At 59.5% G+C, this 16,124-nt stretch carries 13 protein-coding genes; 9 read left to right on the top strand and 4 right to left on the bottom strand.

Translation table 11 applies throughout. The features are described from left to right. Positions 1-12 precede the first annotated feature (12 nt). The gene (gene metH / locus V0R60_RS05615) at positions 13-3,720 is read right to left on the bottom strand and encodes a methionine synthase (protein WP_330079039.1); all 3,708 of its coding nucleotides are present in this window, start codon (positions 3,718-3,720) and stop codon (positions 13-15) included. 157 nt (positions 3,721-3,877) lie between these two features. Between metH and V0R60_RS05610 the strand changes: the two genes are divergently transcribed. The 3 genes from V0R60_RS05610 to nfuA all read left to right on the top strand — a co-directional run bounded on the left by V0R60_RS05610 (position 3,878) and on the right by nfuA (position 7,967). Beyond that, positions 3,878-6,178, top strand: a complete 2,301-nt coding sequence (locus V0R60_RS05610) for a fatty acid cis/trans isomerase (protein WP_136475848.1) — start codon at positions 3,878-3,880, stop codon at positions 6,176-6,178. Positions 6,179-6,290: 112 nt separating this feature from the next. After that, a complete protein-coding gene (locus V0R60_RS05605) occupies positions 6,291-7,325 on the top strand; it encodes an acyltransferase family protein (protein ID WP_136475849.1) in 1,035 nt (344 codons plus the stop codon). 57 nt (positions 7,326-7,382) lie between these two features. After that, on the top strand, positions 7,383-7,967 hold the full coding sequence (gene nfuA, locus V0R60_RS05600) for a Fe-S biogenesis protein NfuA (protein ID WP_028941949.1): 585 nt from the start codon (positions 7,383-7,385) through the stop codon (positions 7,965-7,967). A 52-nt stretch (positions 7,968-8,019) separates the two neighbouring features. On the opposite strand, the gene V0R60_RS05595 is transcribed toward nfuA, so the two are convergent. The 3 genes from V0R60_RS05595 to V0R60_RS05585 form a co-directional block, all read right to left on the bottom strand. Then, the gene (locus tag V0R60_RS05595) at positions 8,020-8,946 is read right to left on the bottom strand and encodes a LysR family transcriptional regulator (protein ID WP_330079040.1); all 927 of its coding nucleotides are present in this window, start codon (positions 8,944-8,946) and stop codon (positions 8,020-8,022) included. 29 nt (positions 8,947-8,975) lie between these two features. Next, positions 8,976-9,944 (bottom strand): quinone oxidoreductase family protein, encoded by a 969-nt coding sequence (locus V0R60_RS05590; protein ID WP_375547263.1) that lies wholly within the window; start codon positions 9,942-9,944, stop codon positions 8,976-8,978. Positions 9,945-10,067: 123 nt separating this feature from the next. Beyond that, on the bottom strand, positions 10,068-10,937 hold the full coding sequence (locus V0R60_RS05585; RefSeq protein WP_136475855.1) for a LysR substrate-binding domain-containing protein: 870 nt from the start codon (positions 10,935-10,937) through the stop codon (positions 10,068-10,070). A gap of 113 nt (positions 10,938-11,050) precedes the next feature. Between V0R60_RS05585 and phnD the strand changes: the two genes are divergently transcribed. The 6 genes from phnD (at position 11,051) to V0R60_RS05555 (ending at position 16,117) form a co-directional block, all read left to right on the top strand. Next, on the top strand, positions 11,051-11,920 hold the full coding sequence (gene phnD / locus V0R60_RS05580) for a phosphonate ABC transporter substrate-binding protein (RefSeq protein WP_136475856.1): 870 nt from the start codon (positions 11,051-11,053) through the stop codon (positions 11,918-11,920). Then, complete coding sequence (gene phnC / locus V0R60_RS05575; protein WP_330079042.1) at positions 11,917-12,714, top strand: phosphonate ABC transporter ATP-binding protein; 798 nt, start codon at positions 11,917-11,919, stop codon at positions 12,712-12,714. The genes phnD and phnC overlap by 4 nt, the downstream gene beginning before the upstream one ends. Then, a complete protein-coding gene (gene phnE / locus V0R60_RS05570; RefSeq protein ID WP_330079043.1) occupies positions 12,711-13,535 on the top strand; it encodes a phosphonate ABC transporter, permease protein PhnE in 825 nt (274 codons plus the stop codon). Before phnC ends, phnE begins: the two co-directional genes overlap by 4 nt. A gap of 111 nt (positions 13,536-13,646) precedes the next feature. After that, positions 13,647-14,738 (top strand): iron-containing alcohol dehydrogenase PsrA, encoded by a 1,092-nt coding sequence (gene psrA / locus V0R60_RS05565; protein WP_330079044.1) that lies wholly within the window; start codon positions 13,647-13,649, stop codon positions 14,736-14,738. A gap of 233 nt (positions 14,739-14,971) precedes the next feature. Next, positions 14,972-15,805, top strand: a complete 834-nt coding sequence (locus V0R60_RS05560) for an urease accessory protein UreD (RefSeq protein WP_136475864.1) — start codon at positions 14,972-14,974, stop codon at positions 15,803-15,805. A gap of 9 nt (positions 15,806-15,814) precedes the next feature. Beyond that, positions 15,815-16,117 carry an urease subunit gamma gene (locus V0R60_RS05555; protein ID WP_330079045.1) on the top strand — a complete coding sequence of 101 codons (303 nt, stop codon included), beginning with the start codon at positions 15,815-15,817 and terminating at the stop codon, positions 16,115-16,117. Positions 16,118-16,124: the final 7 nt, after the last annotated feature.

Raw genomic sequence — 16,124 nt, 5'->3', positions numbered from 1 at the left:
AGCTTGCAGCTTTTAGTTTTCATATCCCAGGTTAGGTGCCAGCCAGCGCTCGGTTACGCTCAGGTCCTGGGCTTTGCGGGCGGTGTAGCTCTCGATCTGGTCCTTGTCGACTTTGCCCACTGCGAAGTATTGCGCCTGTGGGTGGGCGAAGTACCAGCCGCTCACCGCAGCTGCCGGGAACATGGCGAAGTGTTCGGTAAGGAACACGCCGCTAGGGCCTGTCTCGCCAATGGCGGTGCCGTCGAGCAGCTTGAACAGGGTTTCCTTTTCGGTGTGATCCGGGCAGGCCGGGTAGCCGGGGGCAGGGCGGATACCGGAGTACTGTTCCTTGATCAGCGCTTCGTTGTCCAGGTGCTCGTCTTTAGCGTAACCCCAATAGTCTTTGCGCACTTGCTCGTGTAGCCACTCGGCACAGGCTTCGGCCAGGCGGTCGGCAAGGGCCTTGACCATGATCGAATTGTAGTCGTCGCCTTTGTCCTGATATGCCTTGGCCACTTCCTCGGCACCGATACCTGCGGTGGTGATGAAGCCGCCGACGTAGTCGGTAATGCCGGATTCTTTCGGCGCGACGAAGTCGGCCAAGGAGAAGTTCGGCTTGTTATCCGGCTTGATGGTCTGCTGGCGCAAATGGTGGAGTTTGGCCAATGGTTGGCCGTCTTCGCCATACACTTCGATGTCGTCGTGATCGACCTGGTTGGCCGGCCAGAAGCCGAACACCGCACGGGCGCTGATCAGCTTCTCGTCGATCAGCTTGGTGAGCATCTCCTTGGCATCCTTGAACAGCGCGGTGGCCGCTTCACCGACAACTTCGTCGGTAAGAATACGTGGGTACTTGCCTGCCAGGTCCCAGGAAATGAAGAACGGCGTCCAGTCGATGTACTCGGCGAGCACGTTGAGATCGATATTCTCCAGCACTTTGACACCGGTGAAGCTTGGCTTCGCGGGTGTGTAGCCTGCCCAGTCGTATGCCGGCTTGGCGGCGATCGATTTCTCGTAGCTCAAGCGTTCGGTGCGGGCACTGCGATTGGCAGTACGCTCGCGTACTTCGATGTAGTCCAGACGGGTCTTTTCGACGAAGCCGGGCTTGAGTTCCTTGGACAGCAGTTGCGTGGCAACCCCCACGGCACGCGAGGCGTCGGTCACGTAGACCACCGCATCGTTGCTGTATTTGGGTTCGATCTTCACCGCCGTGTGCGCCTTGGAGGTGGTCGCACCACCGATCATCAGCGGCAGGTGAAAGTCCTGGCGCTGCATTTCCCGGGCTACATGAACCATTTCGTCCAGCGACGGGGTGATCAAGCCGGACAGACCGATGATGTCGCACTTCTGCTCACGGGCAGTCTGCAGGATTTTTTCGGCCGGAACCATTACACCCAGATCTACGATGTCGTAGCCGTTGCAGCCGAGCACCACGCCGACGATGTTCTTGCCGATGTCGTGCACGTCACCCTTGACCGTGGCCATGAGGATCTTGCCCTTGGCTTCAGGCTTGTCGCCTTTTTCCAATTCAATGAACGGGATCAGGTGGGCTACCGCCTGTTTCATCACGCGCGCAGATTTAACGACCTGCGGCAGGAACATCTTGCCTGCGCCGAACAAGTCCCCCACCACGTTCATGCCGCTCATCAGAGGGCCTTCGATGACCTCGATAGGTCGCGCGCATTGCTGACGGCACAGCTCGGTGTCTTCGACGATAAAGGCAGTGATGCCTTTGACCAGGGCGTGTTCCAGGCGCTTGTCAACGGGTAGCGAACGCCACTCTTCGTTTTCGATTTCCTTGACGGCGCCGCCACCTTTGTAGTCGTCGGCGATGGCCAGCAGGGCGTCGGTGCCTTCCGGGGTGCGGTTGAGCACCACGTCTTCGACTTTCTCGCGCAGCACCGCCGGGATCTCGTCGTAGATCTCCAACTGGCCGGCGTTGACGATACCCATGGTCAGGCCGTTCTGGATCGCATGGTAGAGGAACACCGAGTGGATCGCCTCGCGCACCGGGTTGTTGCCGCGGAACGAGAACGATACGTTGGATACCCCGCCGCTGGTCAGGGCGTAGGGCAGGTGATCGCGAATGTAGGCGCAGGCTTCAATGAAGTCGACGGCATAGTTGTTGTGCTCTTCGATACCGGTGGCCACGGCAAAAATGTTCGGGTCGAAGATAATGTCTTCTGGGGGAAAACCCACTTCATTGACCAGGATGTCGTAGCTGCGTTTACAGATTTCACGCTTGCGTTCGGCGGTATCGGCCTGACCAACCTCGTCGAAGGCCATCACTACCACGGCTGCGCCGTAGCGTTTGCAAAGCTTGGCGTGATGCTTGAAGGCTTCGACGCCTTCTTTCATCGAGATCGAGTTGACGATCCCCTTGCCCTGGATGCACTTGAGACCCGCCTCGATCACCTCCCACTTGGAGGAGTCGATCATGATCGGTACACGGGAAATGTCGGGTTCGCCGGCGATCAGGTTGAGGAACTTGACCATGGCCGCCTGGGAATCAAGCATCCCTTCGTCCATGTTGATGTCAATCACCTGGGCACCTGCTTCGACCTGCTGCAGGGCGACTTCCAGGGCTTCGGTGTAGTTCTCTTCACGAATCAGGCGGGCGAACTTGGCAGAACCGGTGATGTTGGTCCGCTCGCCGACGTTGACGAACAGCGAGCTGCGATCAATGGTGAACGGCTCCAGTCCCGACAGGCGACAAGCCTTGGGAATGTCTGGAATGACGCGAGGTGGGTACTTGGCCACCGCCTCGGCAATCGCCTGGATATGGCCTGGTGTCGTGCCGCAGCAACCGCCAATGATGTTGAGGAAACCGCTAGCAGCGAATTCTTCGACCACTGCGGCCATTTCAGCCGGGGTTTCGTCGTACTCACCAAAAGCGTTGGGCAGGCCGGCGTTAGGGTGCGCAGACACATGGGTGCCAGCTTTGGTCGACAGCTCTTCCAGGTATGGACGCAGGTCCTTGGCACCCAGTGCGCAGTTCAGGCCTACCGAGATCGGGTTGGCATGGCGCACCGAGTTCCAGAAGGCTTCGGTGGTCTGCCCCGACAGCGTACGCCCAGACGCGTCGGTAATGGTTCCGGAAATCATGATCGGCAATTCCAGGCCGTCTTCTTCGAACACCTGCTGCACGGCGAAGATTGCCGCCTTGGCGTTAAGGGTGTCGAAGATCGTCTCGATCAGGATCAGATCGGCGCCGCCTTCGATCAGGCCACGGGTCGCTTCGGTGTAGTTTTCTACCAACAGGTCGAAAGTAACGTTGCGATAACCTGGGTCGTTGACGTCTGGGGAAATCGAGCAGGTGCGGCTGGTCGGGCCGAGCACACCGGCAACGAAGCGCGGCTTTTCCGGCGTTTCCAGTGTTTTCGCATCGGCAACCTGCCGTGCGATGCGAGCACCCTCGACGTTCAATTCGTAGACCAGCGATTCCATGCCGTAGTCAGCTTGGGAAACCTGCGTGGCGTTGAAGGTGTTGGTCTCGAGAATATCGGCACCTGCGTCCAGGTAGGCCTTCTCGATCGCTGCGATCACATCGGGGCGCGAGAGCAACAGCAGGTCGTTGTTGCCTTTGACATCGCTTGGCCAATCAGCGAAGCGCGTGCCACGATAGTCGTGTTCCTCCAGGCGGTAGCTTTGGATCATAGTACCCATACCGCCATCGAGAATCAGAATGCGCTCTTTGAGTGCTTGCTGAAGTGCTTGGAGACGAGCGCTGCGGTCAGACATTAGGACTACCTGGTCGGGCAAAGACAAAAGTTGCGGAATAATAACAAAGCTGCGCGGTTTTTAGACGTGTCGAGGATTTACATGAATTTCATTCATGTTGGCGCGCCGCCAGCACCGGTAGAATCGTGAAGCTTTCAATACCCAGGACTCTTGGCACATGGTGCATCGTTTACTTGCCGGCGCATTCGCTCTGCTCATCAGCGGCGCAGCGTTTGGGCAAGCCCCCCAATCGAGCTCGGCTATTTCGTATACCCGGGATGTTCAACCGATCTTCACCCAGAAGTGCGTGGCCTGCCACGCCTGCAACGACGCTGCCTGCCAGTTGAATCTGGGCAGTGCTGAAGGCGCTTCGCGCGGCGCTTCAAAAGTGCCGGTCTATCAAGGCGACCGCAGTACAGCCGTCGCGCCAACCCGGCTGTTCTACGACGCCCACAGCACCGAGGCCTGGCAACGCAAGGGTTTCTATTCGGTGCTGGATAATCAGGGCAGCCAGGCTGCGCTGATGGCGCGAATGCTCGAATTGGGCCACAAGACCCCGTTGACGCCCAATGCCAAGCTGCCCGAAGACATTGTGTTAGGCCTTAACCGCAACAATATGTGCCCGCAGCCCGGTGAATTCGACGCTTATGCTGGCGCCCATCCAAAAGAAGGTATGCCGTTGGCCGTCACAGGCCTCACCGAAGCCGAGTACCAGACCCTGCAGCGTTGGCTGGCAGCCGGTGCACCAGTGGAGAGCAACCCGATTCAAGCCAGTAGCACGGAAGCTGCGCAGATCGCCGATTGGGAAGCGCTGCTCAACCGTCCGGGGTCTACCGAGGCACTGGTGGGGCGGTGGTTATACGAACATTTGTTCCTCGCCCACATCTATTTCGTGGGTGGGGAGCCAGGGCATTTCTTCCAGTGGGTGCGTTCGCGAACGCCCAGTGGCCAGCCGATCGACTTGATTGCAACGCGTCGTCCCAATGATCCGCCGGGCACCGATTTTTATTATCGGCTGATGCCGGTACAGGGTGTGATTGTGCACAAGACTCACATCACTTACCCGATGGGCCCGCAAAAGCTCAAACGCGTCAAACAGCTGTTCTATAGCGGCGACTGGCATGCCAATGCGTTGCCAGGCTACGGCCCGCGTCACCGCGCCAACCCGTTTGAAACCTTCGAAGCAATCCCGGCCGTGGCGCGCTACCAGTTCATGCTGGATAACGCCGAGTATTTCGTCCGTACCTTCATTCGCGGCCCGGTTTGCCGTGGCCAGATTGCCACCGACGTTATTCGCGACCAGTTCTGGGCGCTGTTCCAGGAACCGGTGCATGATCGCTACGTGACTGATGCCGAGTACCGGGGCCAGGCGACACCTTTGTTGGCCATGCCGGGCCAGATCGACGACGTAGGCAGCATCATCAGTCTGTGGCACGCCTATCGCGACAAGCGCAACGAGTACGAGAAGTTGCGCCGCGATACCTACGCGGAGATGCCAGCGCCGAGCTGGTCAACGTTGTGGGCCGGTAATGACAATGCCTTGTTGACGATTTTCCGCCACTTCGACAGCGCTTCGGTAACCAAGGGCTTGATTGGCGATGTGCCGAAGACTATCTGGCTGTTCGACTATCCATTGCTTGAGCGCACCTACTATCAGCTGGCGGTCAATTTCGACGTTTATGGCAATGTCTCGCATCAAGCGCAGACGCGCTTGTACTTCGACTTGATCCGCAACGGTGCCGAGGTCAACTTCCTGCGCCTGATGCCAGCCGATGCGCGTAGCGCGATCCTTGGCGATTGGTACCAGAACAGTGGCAAGGTCAAGATGTGGCTGGACTATGAGGACATCGATACCGACACCCCGACTGCACTGAAACTCGACGCATCTGACCCCAAACGTGATTTCGGCTTAAAGCTGATCCAGCGCACCGGCAGCCTCAACGCCGCGCCTGATCCAATCAACCGTTGCCAGGGTGCGTACTGCTCGCGACCACAGATGAACGAAGAGTTTCGTGGCGTCGAGCAGACCTTGAGTCGCCTGGTGTCGCGTCCGGCAGCCGGGCTCAAGGTTATCGGTCAATTGCCCGAGGCGACCCTGTTGCGCATCGAAGACAAGAATGGCCAGCGTCTGGTCTACAGCCTGCTGCGCAACCGTGCTCACAGCAACGTTGCGTTCATGTTGGGTGAGGCTTACCGCTACCAACCGGGACTGGATACCTTGACGCTGTACCCCGGAGTGCTTAGCAGCTATCCGAATTTTATGTTCAACGTGCCAGCAGCCGACGTGCCGGAGTTTGTCGAGGACCTGGAAGCAGCCCGTGACGACACTGGCAAATTCGAGCGCGTGGTCATGCGCTGGGGTGTGCGTCGTAGCCACCCGCAGTTCTGGCAGTACTTTCACGACCTCAGCCGCTATATCCAAGAGACTGAACCGGTGGAAGAGGGGGTTCTGGATATGAACCGCTACGAAAACCTCTGAAAGCGACCGCCGGGAAGGTCACCTGACCTTTCCCGGCCACCTGCGGTCCGAGTCCTTGACATGGCCCCGCCTGCAAGCGGGGCTTGAGTAGGATTCAGGCGCAGGTATTCGGATGTTGTTTTCGCTTCAGGCTTTAAGGGCACTTGCTGCCTGGGTGGTGGTTTGCCATCACTTCATGCAAATCTTTTTCGACTTCCACGCCAGTGGGCCGATCGGCCGCTTTCTGGTTGAGCGCGGTGCGGTGGGGGTGGATGTTTTCTTTGTTATCAGCGGGCTGGTGATCTACCTCTCGACCTGCGACAAGGTCATTGAACCCAAGCGCTTTTTGCTCAATAGAGCATTGCGCATTGTACCGGCCTATTGGTTTTACACGGCATTGATGGGCCTGCTGCTGCTGACTGCCCGACAGTGGATGCCGCACCAGGCTTTCGACCTTGAGCATTTCCTCTTGTCCCTGCTGTTCATCCCCGCGGAAAATCCCGGGGGGTATGGGCAGTACCCGACCTTGAACGTCGGCTGGACGCTGAACTACGAGATGTTTTTCTACCTGCTGTTCTCATTGGTGTTTCTGGTGCGTCAGCAGCACCGGTTGTTGCTGGTGGCAGCTGCGCTGTTGCTGGTCAGCGAAGTGCTGACCCGTGTCGGTTTGCTCAATCACTTCTACCGTAACAACATTGTCTATGAGTTTGTGCTGGGCATCGGCGTTGGCGTGCTTTATCGCCGGGGCTGGATTGCCCAGGGGGTGTGGCTGCCACTGGCAATCCTGTTGGCGGCGGGCGTGGCTATTCACTTTCTCGACGCCTCGCAGCGCTTGCTGCATTGGGGCTTGCCGAGTGCGTTGATAGTGCTGGCGTGTGTATCGCTGGAACCTTATTTCAAGGACAACCGCGTGCTCAAAGCCCTGGGCGATTGCTCGTATTCGGTGTACCTGGTGCATGTACTGGTGCTTTACGCCGGTTGGTTTGCCAGCCAACGGTTGCACTTGAATCCCTATGCGGTATTCAGCGTGTGCGTGCCGTTGATTGCGCTGTTGTCCTGGGCCAGCTATCAGTTGCTGGAAAAGCGTCTTTACCGGCGTATGCGCGACTGGTTTGCGCCGCCGGCGGGGGCGCAGGTACCTGCAATGCTTTCCCGACATAATTACTAGGACTTTGTTCGGCGGCCAGGTTGGCGTAAACTGCCGGCAAGTCTGTGAGGAACTTCCATGAGCGCCATAACTATTACCGACGCCGCGCATGATTACCTGGCCGATCTGCTCTCAAAGCAGAACACCCCAGGTATTGGCATTCGCATTTTTATCACCCAGCCAGGCACCACTTACGCGGAAACTTGCATTGCCTACTGCAAGCCAGGCGAAGAAAAGCCAGAAGATACCGCCGTGGGTCTGGCCAGTTTTACGGCTTACCTCGATGCGGTCAGCGTACCGTTTCTTGAAGATGCAGTAGTCGACTACGCCACTGATCGCATGGGTGGCCAACTGACCATCAAGGCGCCAAACGCCAAGGTGCCGATGGTCAACGAAGACAGCCCGATCAACGAGCGCATCAACTACTACCTGCAAACCGAGATCAATCCGGGGCTGGCCAGTCACGGCGGTCAGGTGAGTCTGATCGAAGTGGTTGAAGACGGCATTGCCGTGCTGCAGTTTGGCGGCGGCTGCCAGGGTTGTGGCCAGGCTGATGTGACCTTGAAGGAAGGCATAGAGCGTACCTTGCTTGAGCGTATTCCAGAGCTCAAGGGCGTACGTGACGTCACCGACCACAGCCAGAAAGAGAACGCCTACTACTAAGGCTGTCTGTCTCTGCTCCTACCGCGAAGATGCATTCCCTGGTAGGAGCGGGCTAACGGCAGGCGCGCCAGGGTGCACCATTGGCAAACTTGCTCTCGATCCATTGCTTGAACGCAGTGGTTGCGGCAGTGTTGAAGCGTGCACCAGGGCGAACCAGATAGACGCCAGCGTCATTGTCCAGTTGCCACTGCGGCAGTACCCGCTGCAGCGTGCCGCTATCCAGATCCTTCTTCATCAGCCAGTCGCCACCGGCGAAAATCCCGACCCCTGCTCGCGCCACGCCAAGCAGCGCTTCGTTGTCGTTGCTGTGCATCGAGCCCTGCACTTTTACGCTTTGCAATTCACCCCGGCGATAAAGGTGCCACTGTGGGTAGGAGCGTAGTTCGGTGAATCCCAGACAGTTGTGGCTCACCAGATCAGCGGGTGACTGCGGCTGCCCGTAGCGCTCCAGGTAGGCGGGTGAGGCGCAGAGGATGCGCTGGTGATCGCAGAGCTTGCGGGCCACCAGTCGGCTGTCAGTCAGCTCGCCAATGCGAATCGCTGCATCAAAACCTTCGCCGATCAGATCGACAAAACGCTCCGAGTAGAGGGTTTCGACGGTGACCTGAGGAAAGGCCAGGGCAAACTCGGCCAGCATTGGACTGAGCCAGATTCTGCCCATGGATGACGGCAGTGCCAGGCGCAAGCGTCCTCTGACTTCGGTTGCACCCTTGGCGGCTTCTCGTTCAGCATCACTGATCAGGCTGGCTGCGTGTTGCAAGCGCTCCACCAGTCGCAAACCTTCGTCGGTAAAGCGCAACTGGCGGGTGGTGCGCTCCACCAGGCGTATTCCCAGGCGCTGTTCCATCGCACCCAGGCGTTTGGACAACACCGAAGGGTGGCGCTGCAGTTGTCGGCCAGCGGCCGCGAAGGAGCCTTGGGCAAAGAGCGCCAGAAGCGTACTTAGCTCGTCGGCGTGGCGGCTGTCGAACGGGTCCATGTCGGTGCTGTGCCTCGCTCGGTTTACGCTCAGGTGGTAAGGATGATCGCGCCTTGGCTGCGCCCCTGCTGCAGGTCGTCGTGAGCCGCGGCCACGTCGGCCAGCGGGTAGCGCTTCCAGATCCGCGGCTTGATGATACCTGCGGCCACCGCTGCCAGCACGTCTTGCGCACGGTCTTGATATTCCTGCGCCGTAGCGGTGTGCGCAGCCAGGGAAGGGCGGGTTACGTACAGCGAGCCCTTGCTGTTCAGCGTACTCATGGCCAGCGGCTCTGGGGCACCAGAAGTCGCGCCGAACGACACCAGTACACCGCGTGGGCGCAGGCTGTCGAGCGAAGCTTGAAGCGATGCCCGGCCAACCGAGTCGTAGACAACGTCGACCTTATGTCCGTGGGTCAGGTCCAGTACCTGCGCGGCCAGTGTCGGGGCGTCGAATACTAGCACTTCGTCACATCCAGCAGCCTTGGCCCTGTCGAGGCTTTGAGCCTTGGACACCACGCCTATGACAAAAGCCCCGAGATGCTTGGCCCATGGCACCAGCAATTGACCCAGTGCTCCGCCCGCACCATAGACCAACACCCGTGTGCCGGGGCCCACCGGGTAAGTGCTTTTGAGCAGGTACTGCGCGGTGATTCCTTTGAACAATAGCGCTGCGGCCTCTTCGACACTTACATTGTCCGGCAGCTTGACCAGGCGCTCGGCCGGAAACAACCGAGCGCTGGAGTAGGCGCCGACTGGACCGGTGGCATAGCCCACGCGGTCACCGACTTGTAGCGTGCTCACGCCGGGACCCAGTGCGGTTACCGTTCCTGCGCCTTCCAGGCCCAGACCCGAGGGCAGGGCAAGCGGGGCGTCGCCTTTGCGCTGGAGCAGGTCCAGAGGGTTGACGCCGATAGCTGCCTGTTCCAGCCAGACCTCTCCGGCGCCTGGTGCCTGCGCTGGCGATGAACGCAGCTGCATCACCTGTGGGGCGCCCGGTTGTTCAAGATAAACGTGCATGACCATGACTCAGTTCCTCGCGGTAGTAAGTGCTGCGTACGAGGATATTTATTGATTGGATCATCAGCAATTATATGAAAAAGCATTTCAATGCTGCATGACATGCAGCAATCGGGGCCGTTTTCACGCACTCTGCGCTCGAGCCACCAGGTGCAGGAACGACGAAATGATCTGGCTGTTACAGCGTTCGGCGAGGCAGTACAGATAGGTTTCGGTATTCACTGGATTGCCACGAAAACGGATCGCCTTGAGCCGTGGGTCGGCAATGAACTCAGCCTCCGACACCACGCCAACACCGATCCCGCGTATCACCGCTTCGCGCAATGCCTCGCGGCTGCCTATCTCCATGACCACCCGCGGCGTGACATCGTCTGCGTGCAAGGCTTTCTCCAGCGCCAGACGGGTGGTGGAGCCGCTCTCGCGGTGCAGCAGGGGCTGGCCTTGCAAGGCCTGCAGTGGGATTTCATCGAAGCGTGCCAAGGGATGGTCGGCGTGCGCGAACAGTAGTACTGGATGACGTGCATACAACTGCGCGCTGAAGGCTGGATCGTCGTGCAGGCCGGCGAGTACGCCAACATCGGTAACGTAGTTCTCAAGGTCCGCCAACACCGAGGCTGAGTTGCCGACCTTGATCGACAGGTCGATCTGTGGGTACTGCTGACGATAGGCGTCAACCATTTCAATGACATGGAAGGGCCCCACCGCGCCAATCTTCAATTGTCCGCGATTGAGCTTGCCGGAATCGCGCAGCAGGTTGAACGCTTCAAGCTCCAGCACACCCAGTTGCTGGGCAATCGGCAGCAATTGGCGGCCGACCACTGTCAATTCGATGCGCCGTCCGCGGCGATGAAACAGTTCGACGTTGTAGTCGCGCTCCAGGGCCTGGATCTGCGTGGTCACGGTCGGCTGGCTCAGACCCAGGGCGCGAGCGCCGGCGCTGAAACTGCCCTGGCGGGCGACAGCAAGGAAGGTGCGCAATTTGGTGGTAGACATCCATAGCTTCCATCAATGGTTTTGCAGGAAAACGCATAGTGATTTGAAGCTGTGACTGTCACGTGACAGCCCTAGTGTGGAGCGACCTAAACAACACCTGCAGGAAGTCCTCCATGAACCCGTTTGCCAAACTGTTGCGTTTGACCGGCTTTGGTCTTTTGCCCTTGTTGGCCTGTACCCAGGTTTCTGCACAGTCGTCACTGAGCATCGGCCTGATTCCCTCCGAAGACTCCCAGGCCATGATCGAGAGCAGCAAGCAGGTGCTGGCAGATCTGGAGCGTCAGTTGGGCATGCCGGTCAAGCCGTTCGTGGCTACTGACTACAACGGTGTGATCGAAGCATTGCGCGCCGGCAAACTTGATGTCGCTTACCTGGGGCCGTTCTCCTATGTGCTTGCCCATCAAGTGGCGGGTGTCGACGCTTTCGCCGTGGCCGTCACCAAAAAGGCCGGCAAGAGCGCCTATCGCAGTCAGATCGTGGCGCGCAAAGACAGTGGTATCGAGCAACTGAGCGACCTCAAGGGACATACCTTCGCCTTTGTCGACCCAAGTTCGGCCTCTGGCCATTTGTTCCCCAAGGCAGGCCTGGAAGCCGCCGGCTACCAGCCGGAAAAGTTGTTTTCACGGGTGATTTTCTCCGGCTCCCACGATGCCAGTATTCTTGCCGTCGCCAATCGCAAGGTGGACGCCGCAGCGGTAGCCGACCGTATCTACGCTTCTGCTGTGGCCCAGGGACAGGTCAAGGCGGACGACCTGCAGATTGTCTGGTCGTCGGCCGATATTCCCGAATCACCCATGGTCTGGCGCCAGAACCTGGACCCGGCATTGAAGCAAAAGCTGGCGGCCGCCATGGCCAATATCAAAGATGTGCCTTGGGGCGATCAGGGGCTGCTCAATGGCTTTCAACCCACCACCGACGCCGCTTATGACGTGGTGCGCGATACCGCCAAAGTGCTCGATCTCGACTTGCGGAGCATGAAATGATCCGCATCCGCGCACTACGCAAAGACTACGGCGACAACCCGGTGCTCAAGGGCATCGACCTGGACATCGGGGCGGGCGAGTTCGTCGTGGTGCTGGGTCAGTCCGGTGCTGGCAAGTCGACCTTGCTGCGGTGCATGAATCGCTTGGTGCAGGCAGACAGTGGCGAGTTGCAGATTGGCGCAATCGACGCCATGGGCGGCGAACGTCCGCGCGAGCTGCGCCGGCAGGTGGCAATGATCTTTCAGCATCACAATGTGGTGCCGCGCTTGTCGGTGCTCAAGAACGTATTGACCGGGCGCCTGGGGTCACTGTCGACCCTGGCTTCGGTGTTGCAATTGTTCAGTCGCAGCGACGTGGCTCTGGCGCTGAACTGCCTGCAACACGTCGACCTGCAGCACAAGGCCGAGGCACGTACCGATTCGCTTTCGGGTGGTCAGCGTCAGCGCGTGGGGATTGCCCGAGCGCTGGCACAACGGCCAAAGGTGATTCTCGCCGATGAGCCGGTTGCCAGCCTCGACCCCAAGACGGCTCGCAGGGTGATGCAGTACTTGCGCAATGCGACGCGAGAGTTGGGCATTACCGTGGTGTGCAATCTCCATCAAGTGGACCTGGCCGAGGAATTTGCTGATCGCATTGTCGGCTTGGCGCATGGCCGATTGGTGTTCGACAGCCATCATGAACGCCTCGATGAGGCCAGCCTGCAGCGAATCTACCCGCAGCTCGAACGTCTCGACGATGAGCAGGTTGAACCGGCAATGGCGCGGTTGCAACTGCAAGGAGGGCTTGCACGATGAACAATCTGCCGTCGACATACCGTTGGCTGGTCAGCACCCCCGATACCGCACGCGGCTGGTTGGTCACCGGCGCCTGGGTGCTGCTGGCGGTGCTGGTGCTGCACTGGAGTGCCCAAGGTACACAATTGAGCTGGTCGGAATTGAGCAACGGCTTGCCGCAGATCGGCGACTTTCTGGCGCGCTCCATGCCACCGGACCTGAGCATTCTGCCGCGCCTGTGGCAGCCCGCGGTAGAGACGTTGCAAATCGCCTTGTGGGGAACACTGTTGGGAATTGCCTTCGCCATACCCCTGGCATTTCTCGCCGCGCGCAATCTGCAAGGCAATCGTTGGCTGTATGCCGGTACCCGGCAACTGCTCAATGTGATTCGCAGCATCAACGAGTTGATCCTGGCCCTGGTGTTCGTTTCGGCAGTAGGCCTTGGGCCGTTTCCCGGTGTATTGGCGTTGGCGCTCCACGGGGTCGGCATGCTCGGCAAGTTCTTCGCCGACAGCATCGAAGAGATCGACCAGGGGCCAATTGAAGCGCTGCAGGCCACCGGTGCCAGACCGCTGCAGGTGATCGTCTTCGGCGTCATCCCGCAAGTGATCACCGCCTGGATTGCGGTGGTGCTGTACCGCTTCGAAGTCAATCTGCGTTCGGCAACGGTGCTGGGCATGGTCGGGGCAGGGGGGCTGGGGTTCGAGTTGGTCAGCAGCCTGAAATTGTTCAAATACCAGGAAACCGCCACCTGCATCATTGTCATCACCCTGATGGTCGTGGCTGCTGATCTGCTTTCCAGTCGCCTGCGCCGCCGTATCCAGGGCGATAACCGTCACTAGCCCTGCGCCGTTATCGGTTCAACCAATGCAAGCCTTAAATCAATCGATTTGAGCGAATGTTGTTCGGCCACGACTATGTCCCCAGCCAGAACAACAATAAAGGAAACCGCTATGCCTGCCTTTTTCCATAACCCGGTGGCGACCTGCTTCGGCAGCGGCAGCCTCGACCAGATCTGCACCTTGAGTGAAAACCACAACGTCGCCCTGGTGACGTTTCCGGAGGCGCGCGGACTGGGTTTGATTGACCGCGTCCAGGCGCTGCTGGGCGAGCGTCTGGTGTACATCGTCGAAGACGTGCAACCCAATCCGGATGTTGCTCACCTGCGCAGTACCTACGAACGCTTCTGGGTAGAAGCAGAACATTGCCAGACGGTGATCGCGCTGGGGGGTGGCAGTGCCATCGACACCGCCAAGGCGTTGATCGTCGGCACCGAATCCGGGCAGTTCGATGAGTTGCTCGGTCTTCTGGCCCTGGGCAAACCCTTCACTCCGGCACGCAGCAAAGCGCTGATTGCCGCTCCTACCACTGCCGGCACCGGCAGCGAGGTAACGCCCTGGGCGACGATCTGGGATAGTGCTGCGCAGAAGAAGTATTCGTTGCACCTGGAGTGCACCTGGCCGAAGGCGGCGATTGTCGACCCGGAACTAATGCTCACCGTGCCCGCCGGTGTCACGGTGTCTACCGGGCTCGATGCGCTGTCTCACGCGTTGGAAGCGATCTGGAACGTCAATGCCAACCCACTCTCCGATACCTTCGCGGTATCGGCAATCGAAGACATCCTCGACTGCCTGCCGCAACTGCAACGTGACCTGGGCAACCGTGACCTGCGCGCCCGCATGGCGCTGGCAGCACTCAAGGCCGGCATGGCGTTTTCCAATACCAAGACGGCGCTGGCACACTCGATTTCCTACGAGATGACCTTGCGTCATGGCGTGCCCCACGGCATCGCCTGTTCGTTCTCATTGCCGCTGGTACTGGGTTTGGCCTGGGGCCGTGACAGTGCCCGCGACTGCACCTTGCAGCGCATCTTCGGGCCGGATCTGGACCAGGCCAGTACACGCCTGCGCGCGTTCCTCCATAACCTTGGGGTCATGACCGACTTCGCCGACTACGGCGTCGATGCCGACGAGGCCCAGGCCATGATCGCCCATGCCTTGCGGGGCGCCCGGGGCAAGAACTTTATCGGCGCCTCCGCCGCCTGACGTTCGCTGCTGTTTCCTGTTGCACCAATCAAGTGGGATTGCCTGCGTCAGCTGGTTTAACGTGATTGCGCGCGGCCAGGGAGGGCCGCGCGACAACTTCTGGCCCGTTATGTGCTTTGTCCCCTGCATCGATTGCTGATCGATTGGTCAAGCCTGCAACCTGGCAACTGCGCCGGTTGGAGTAAGACCTGTCCTTGAAAGCGTCGGAATTGGCATATACAGGGATCAGACTCATGACGCTTGCCCAACCCCTCGACCTCGCAGCGTGCGCTACCGGCTGGAGTGCCGAGTTGTCGCTGCGCTTCGTTCGACGCGGGGAAAAGACCTGTATTGGTGCGCGACGTCATTTTGGTCCTCTTTTGGTGCAGCGACCGTTCTACCCCGAGGGCGCGCCGTGCCACGTCTACGTGTTGCACCCTCCCGGCGGCGTGGTGGGCGGCGACAAACTGGTGCTCGATGTGCACCTGGAGGCGGGCAGCCATGCGCTGATGACCATGCCCGGGGCAACCAAGTTTTACCGCAGCAACGGCAATACCTCGACCCTCAACCAGCATTTTCATTTGGCACCCGACAGCGTGCTGGAGTGGTTGCCGCAGGGCAATATCTGTTTTTCCGGTGCCCGTGTGCGCCTGGAAAATCGCTTTAGTCTCTCTCCAGGGGCACGTCTTTTGGCGTGGGAAACCCTGTGCCTGGGCCGACCGGTGATGCACGAGACGTTCAGCCACGGTGCACTGGACAACCGCCTACAGATCGATGTACCCGACGACCCCGGCCTGCACGAGCGCCTGCGTATTGAAGGTGGTCAATTGCACAAGCTTGGCGGCTACCCCTTGCAGGCAACCTTTTGCGCCTTTCCGGCCGACGAGAACCTGCTTGAACAGTGCCGCACCCTCATCAATGACCTGAACGTACCTGCTGGCGCAACGTTGCTCGGCCAACTGCTGGTAGTGCGCCTGCTCGATCACGACAACCAATCCCTACAACTCACCCTGCAACGCCTGTGGCATGCCTTGCGGCCCGCCGTGGTCGGCCTGCAGCCATGCCCGCCACGTATCTGGGCCACTTGAGAGAATGCCATGGAGCTGACCCCGCGAGAGAAAGACAAATTGCTGCTGTTCACCGCGGCGCTGCTTGCCGAGCGCCGGCTGGCCCGTGGTCTGAAACTCAACTACCCGGAAGCGGTAGCGTTGATTAGCGCCACGGTGATGGAAGGCGCTCGTGATGGACGCACGGTCGCCGAGTTGATGAACCTGGGGCGTGATGTGCTCAACCGTGAGCAGGTAATGGAGGGCGTGAGCGAAATGATTACCGACGTGCAGGTCGAGGCGACGTTCCCCGACGGCACCAAGCTTGTGACCGTGCATGACCCGATTGTCTAGGAGCGCA

Origin of the sequence: Pseudomonas auratipiscis, from assembly GCF_036324085.1 — a bacterium.
GTDB lineage: Bacteria > Pseudomonadota > Gammaproteobacteria > Pseudomonadales > Pseudomonadaceae > Aquipseudomonas > Aquipseudomonas auratipiscis.
The sequence above is the reverse complement of the archived record's forward strand: the minus strand, read 5'-3'. Positions and strand labels throughout refer to the sequence as shown.

Bases quoted from the DNA above. Each gene is read 5' to 3' on its own strand.
- V0R60_RS05590 (WP_375547263.1), bottom strand. From the start codon at position 9,944: ATGCACGTTTATCTTGAACAACCGGGCGCCCCACAGGTGATGCAGCTG.
- phnD (WP_136475856.1), top strand. From the start codon at position 11,051: ATGAACCCGTTTGCCAAACTGTTGCGTTTGACCGGCTTTGGTCTTTTG.
- metH (WP_330079039.1), bottom strand. From the start codon at position 3,720: ATGTCTGACCGCAGCGCTCGTCTCCAAGCACTTCAGCAAGCACTCAAA.
- nfuA (WP_028941949.1), top strand. From the start codon at position 7,383: ATGAGCGCCATAACTATTACCGACGCCGCGCATGATTACCTGGCCGAT.
- V0R60_RS05555 (WP_330079045.1), top strand. From the start codon at position 15,815: ATGGAGCTGACCCCGCGAGAGAAAGACAAATTGCTGCTGTTCACCGCG.
- V0R60_RS05605 (WP_136475849.1), top strand. From the start codon at position 6,291: ATGTTGTTTTCGCTTCAGGCTTTAAGGGCACTTGCTGCCTGGGTGGTG.
- V0R60_RS05610 (WP_136475848.1), top strand. From the start codon at position 3,878: ATGGTGCATCGTTTACTTGCCGGCGCATTCGCTCTGCTCATCAGCGGC.
- psrA (WP_330079044.1), top strand. From the start codon at position 13,647: ATGCCTGCCTTTTTCCATAACCCGGTGGCGACCTGCTTCGGCAGCGGC.
- phnE (WP_330079043.1), top strand. From the start codon at position 12,711: ATGAACAATCTGCCGTCGACATACCGTTGGCTGGTCAGCACCCCCGAT.
- V0R60_RS05560 (WP_136475864.1), top strand. From the start codon at position 14,972: ATGACGCTTGCCCAACCCCTCGACCTCGCAGCGTGCGCTACCGGCTGG.
- V0R60_RS05585 (WP_136475855.1), bottom strand. From the start codon at position 10,937: ATGTCTACCACCAAATTGCGCACCTTCCTTGCTGTCGCCCGCCAGGGC.
- V0R60_RS05595 (WP_330079040.1), bottom strand. From the start codon at position 8,946: ATGGACCCGTTCGACAGCCGCCACGCCGACGAGCTAAGTACGCTTCTG.
- phnC (WP_330079042.1), top strand. From the start codon at position 11,917: ATGATCCGCATCCGCGCACTACGCAAAGACTACGGCGACAACCCGGTG.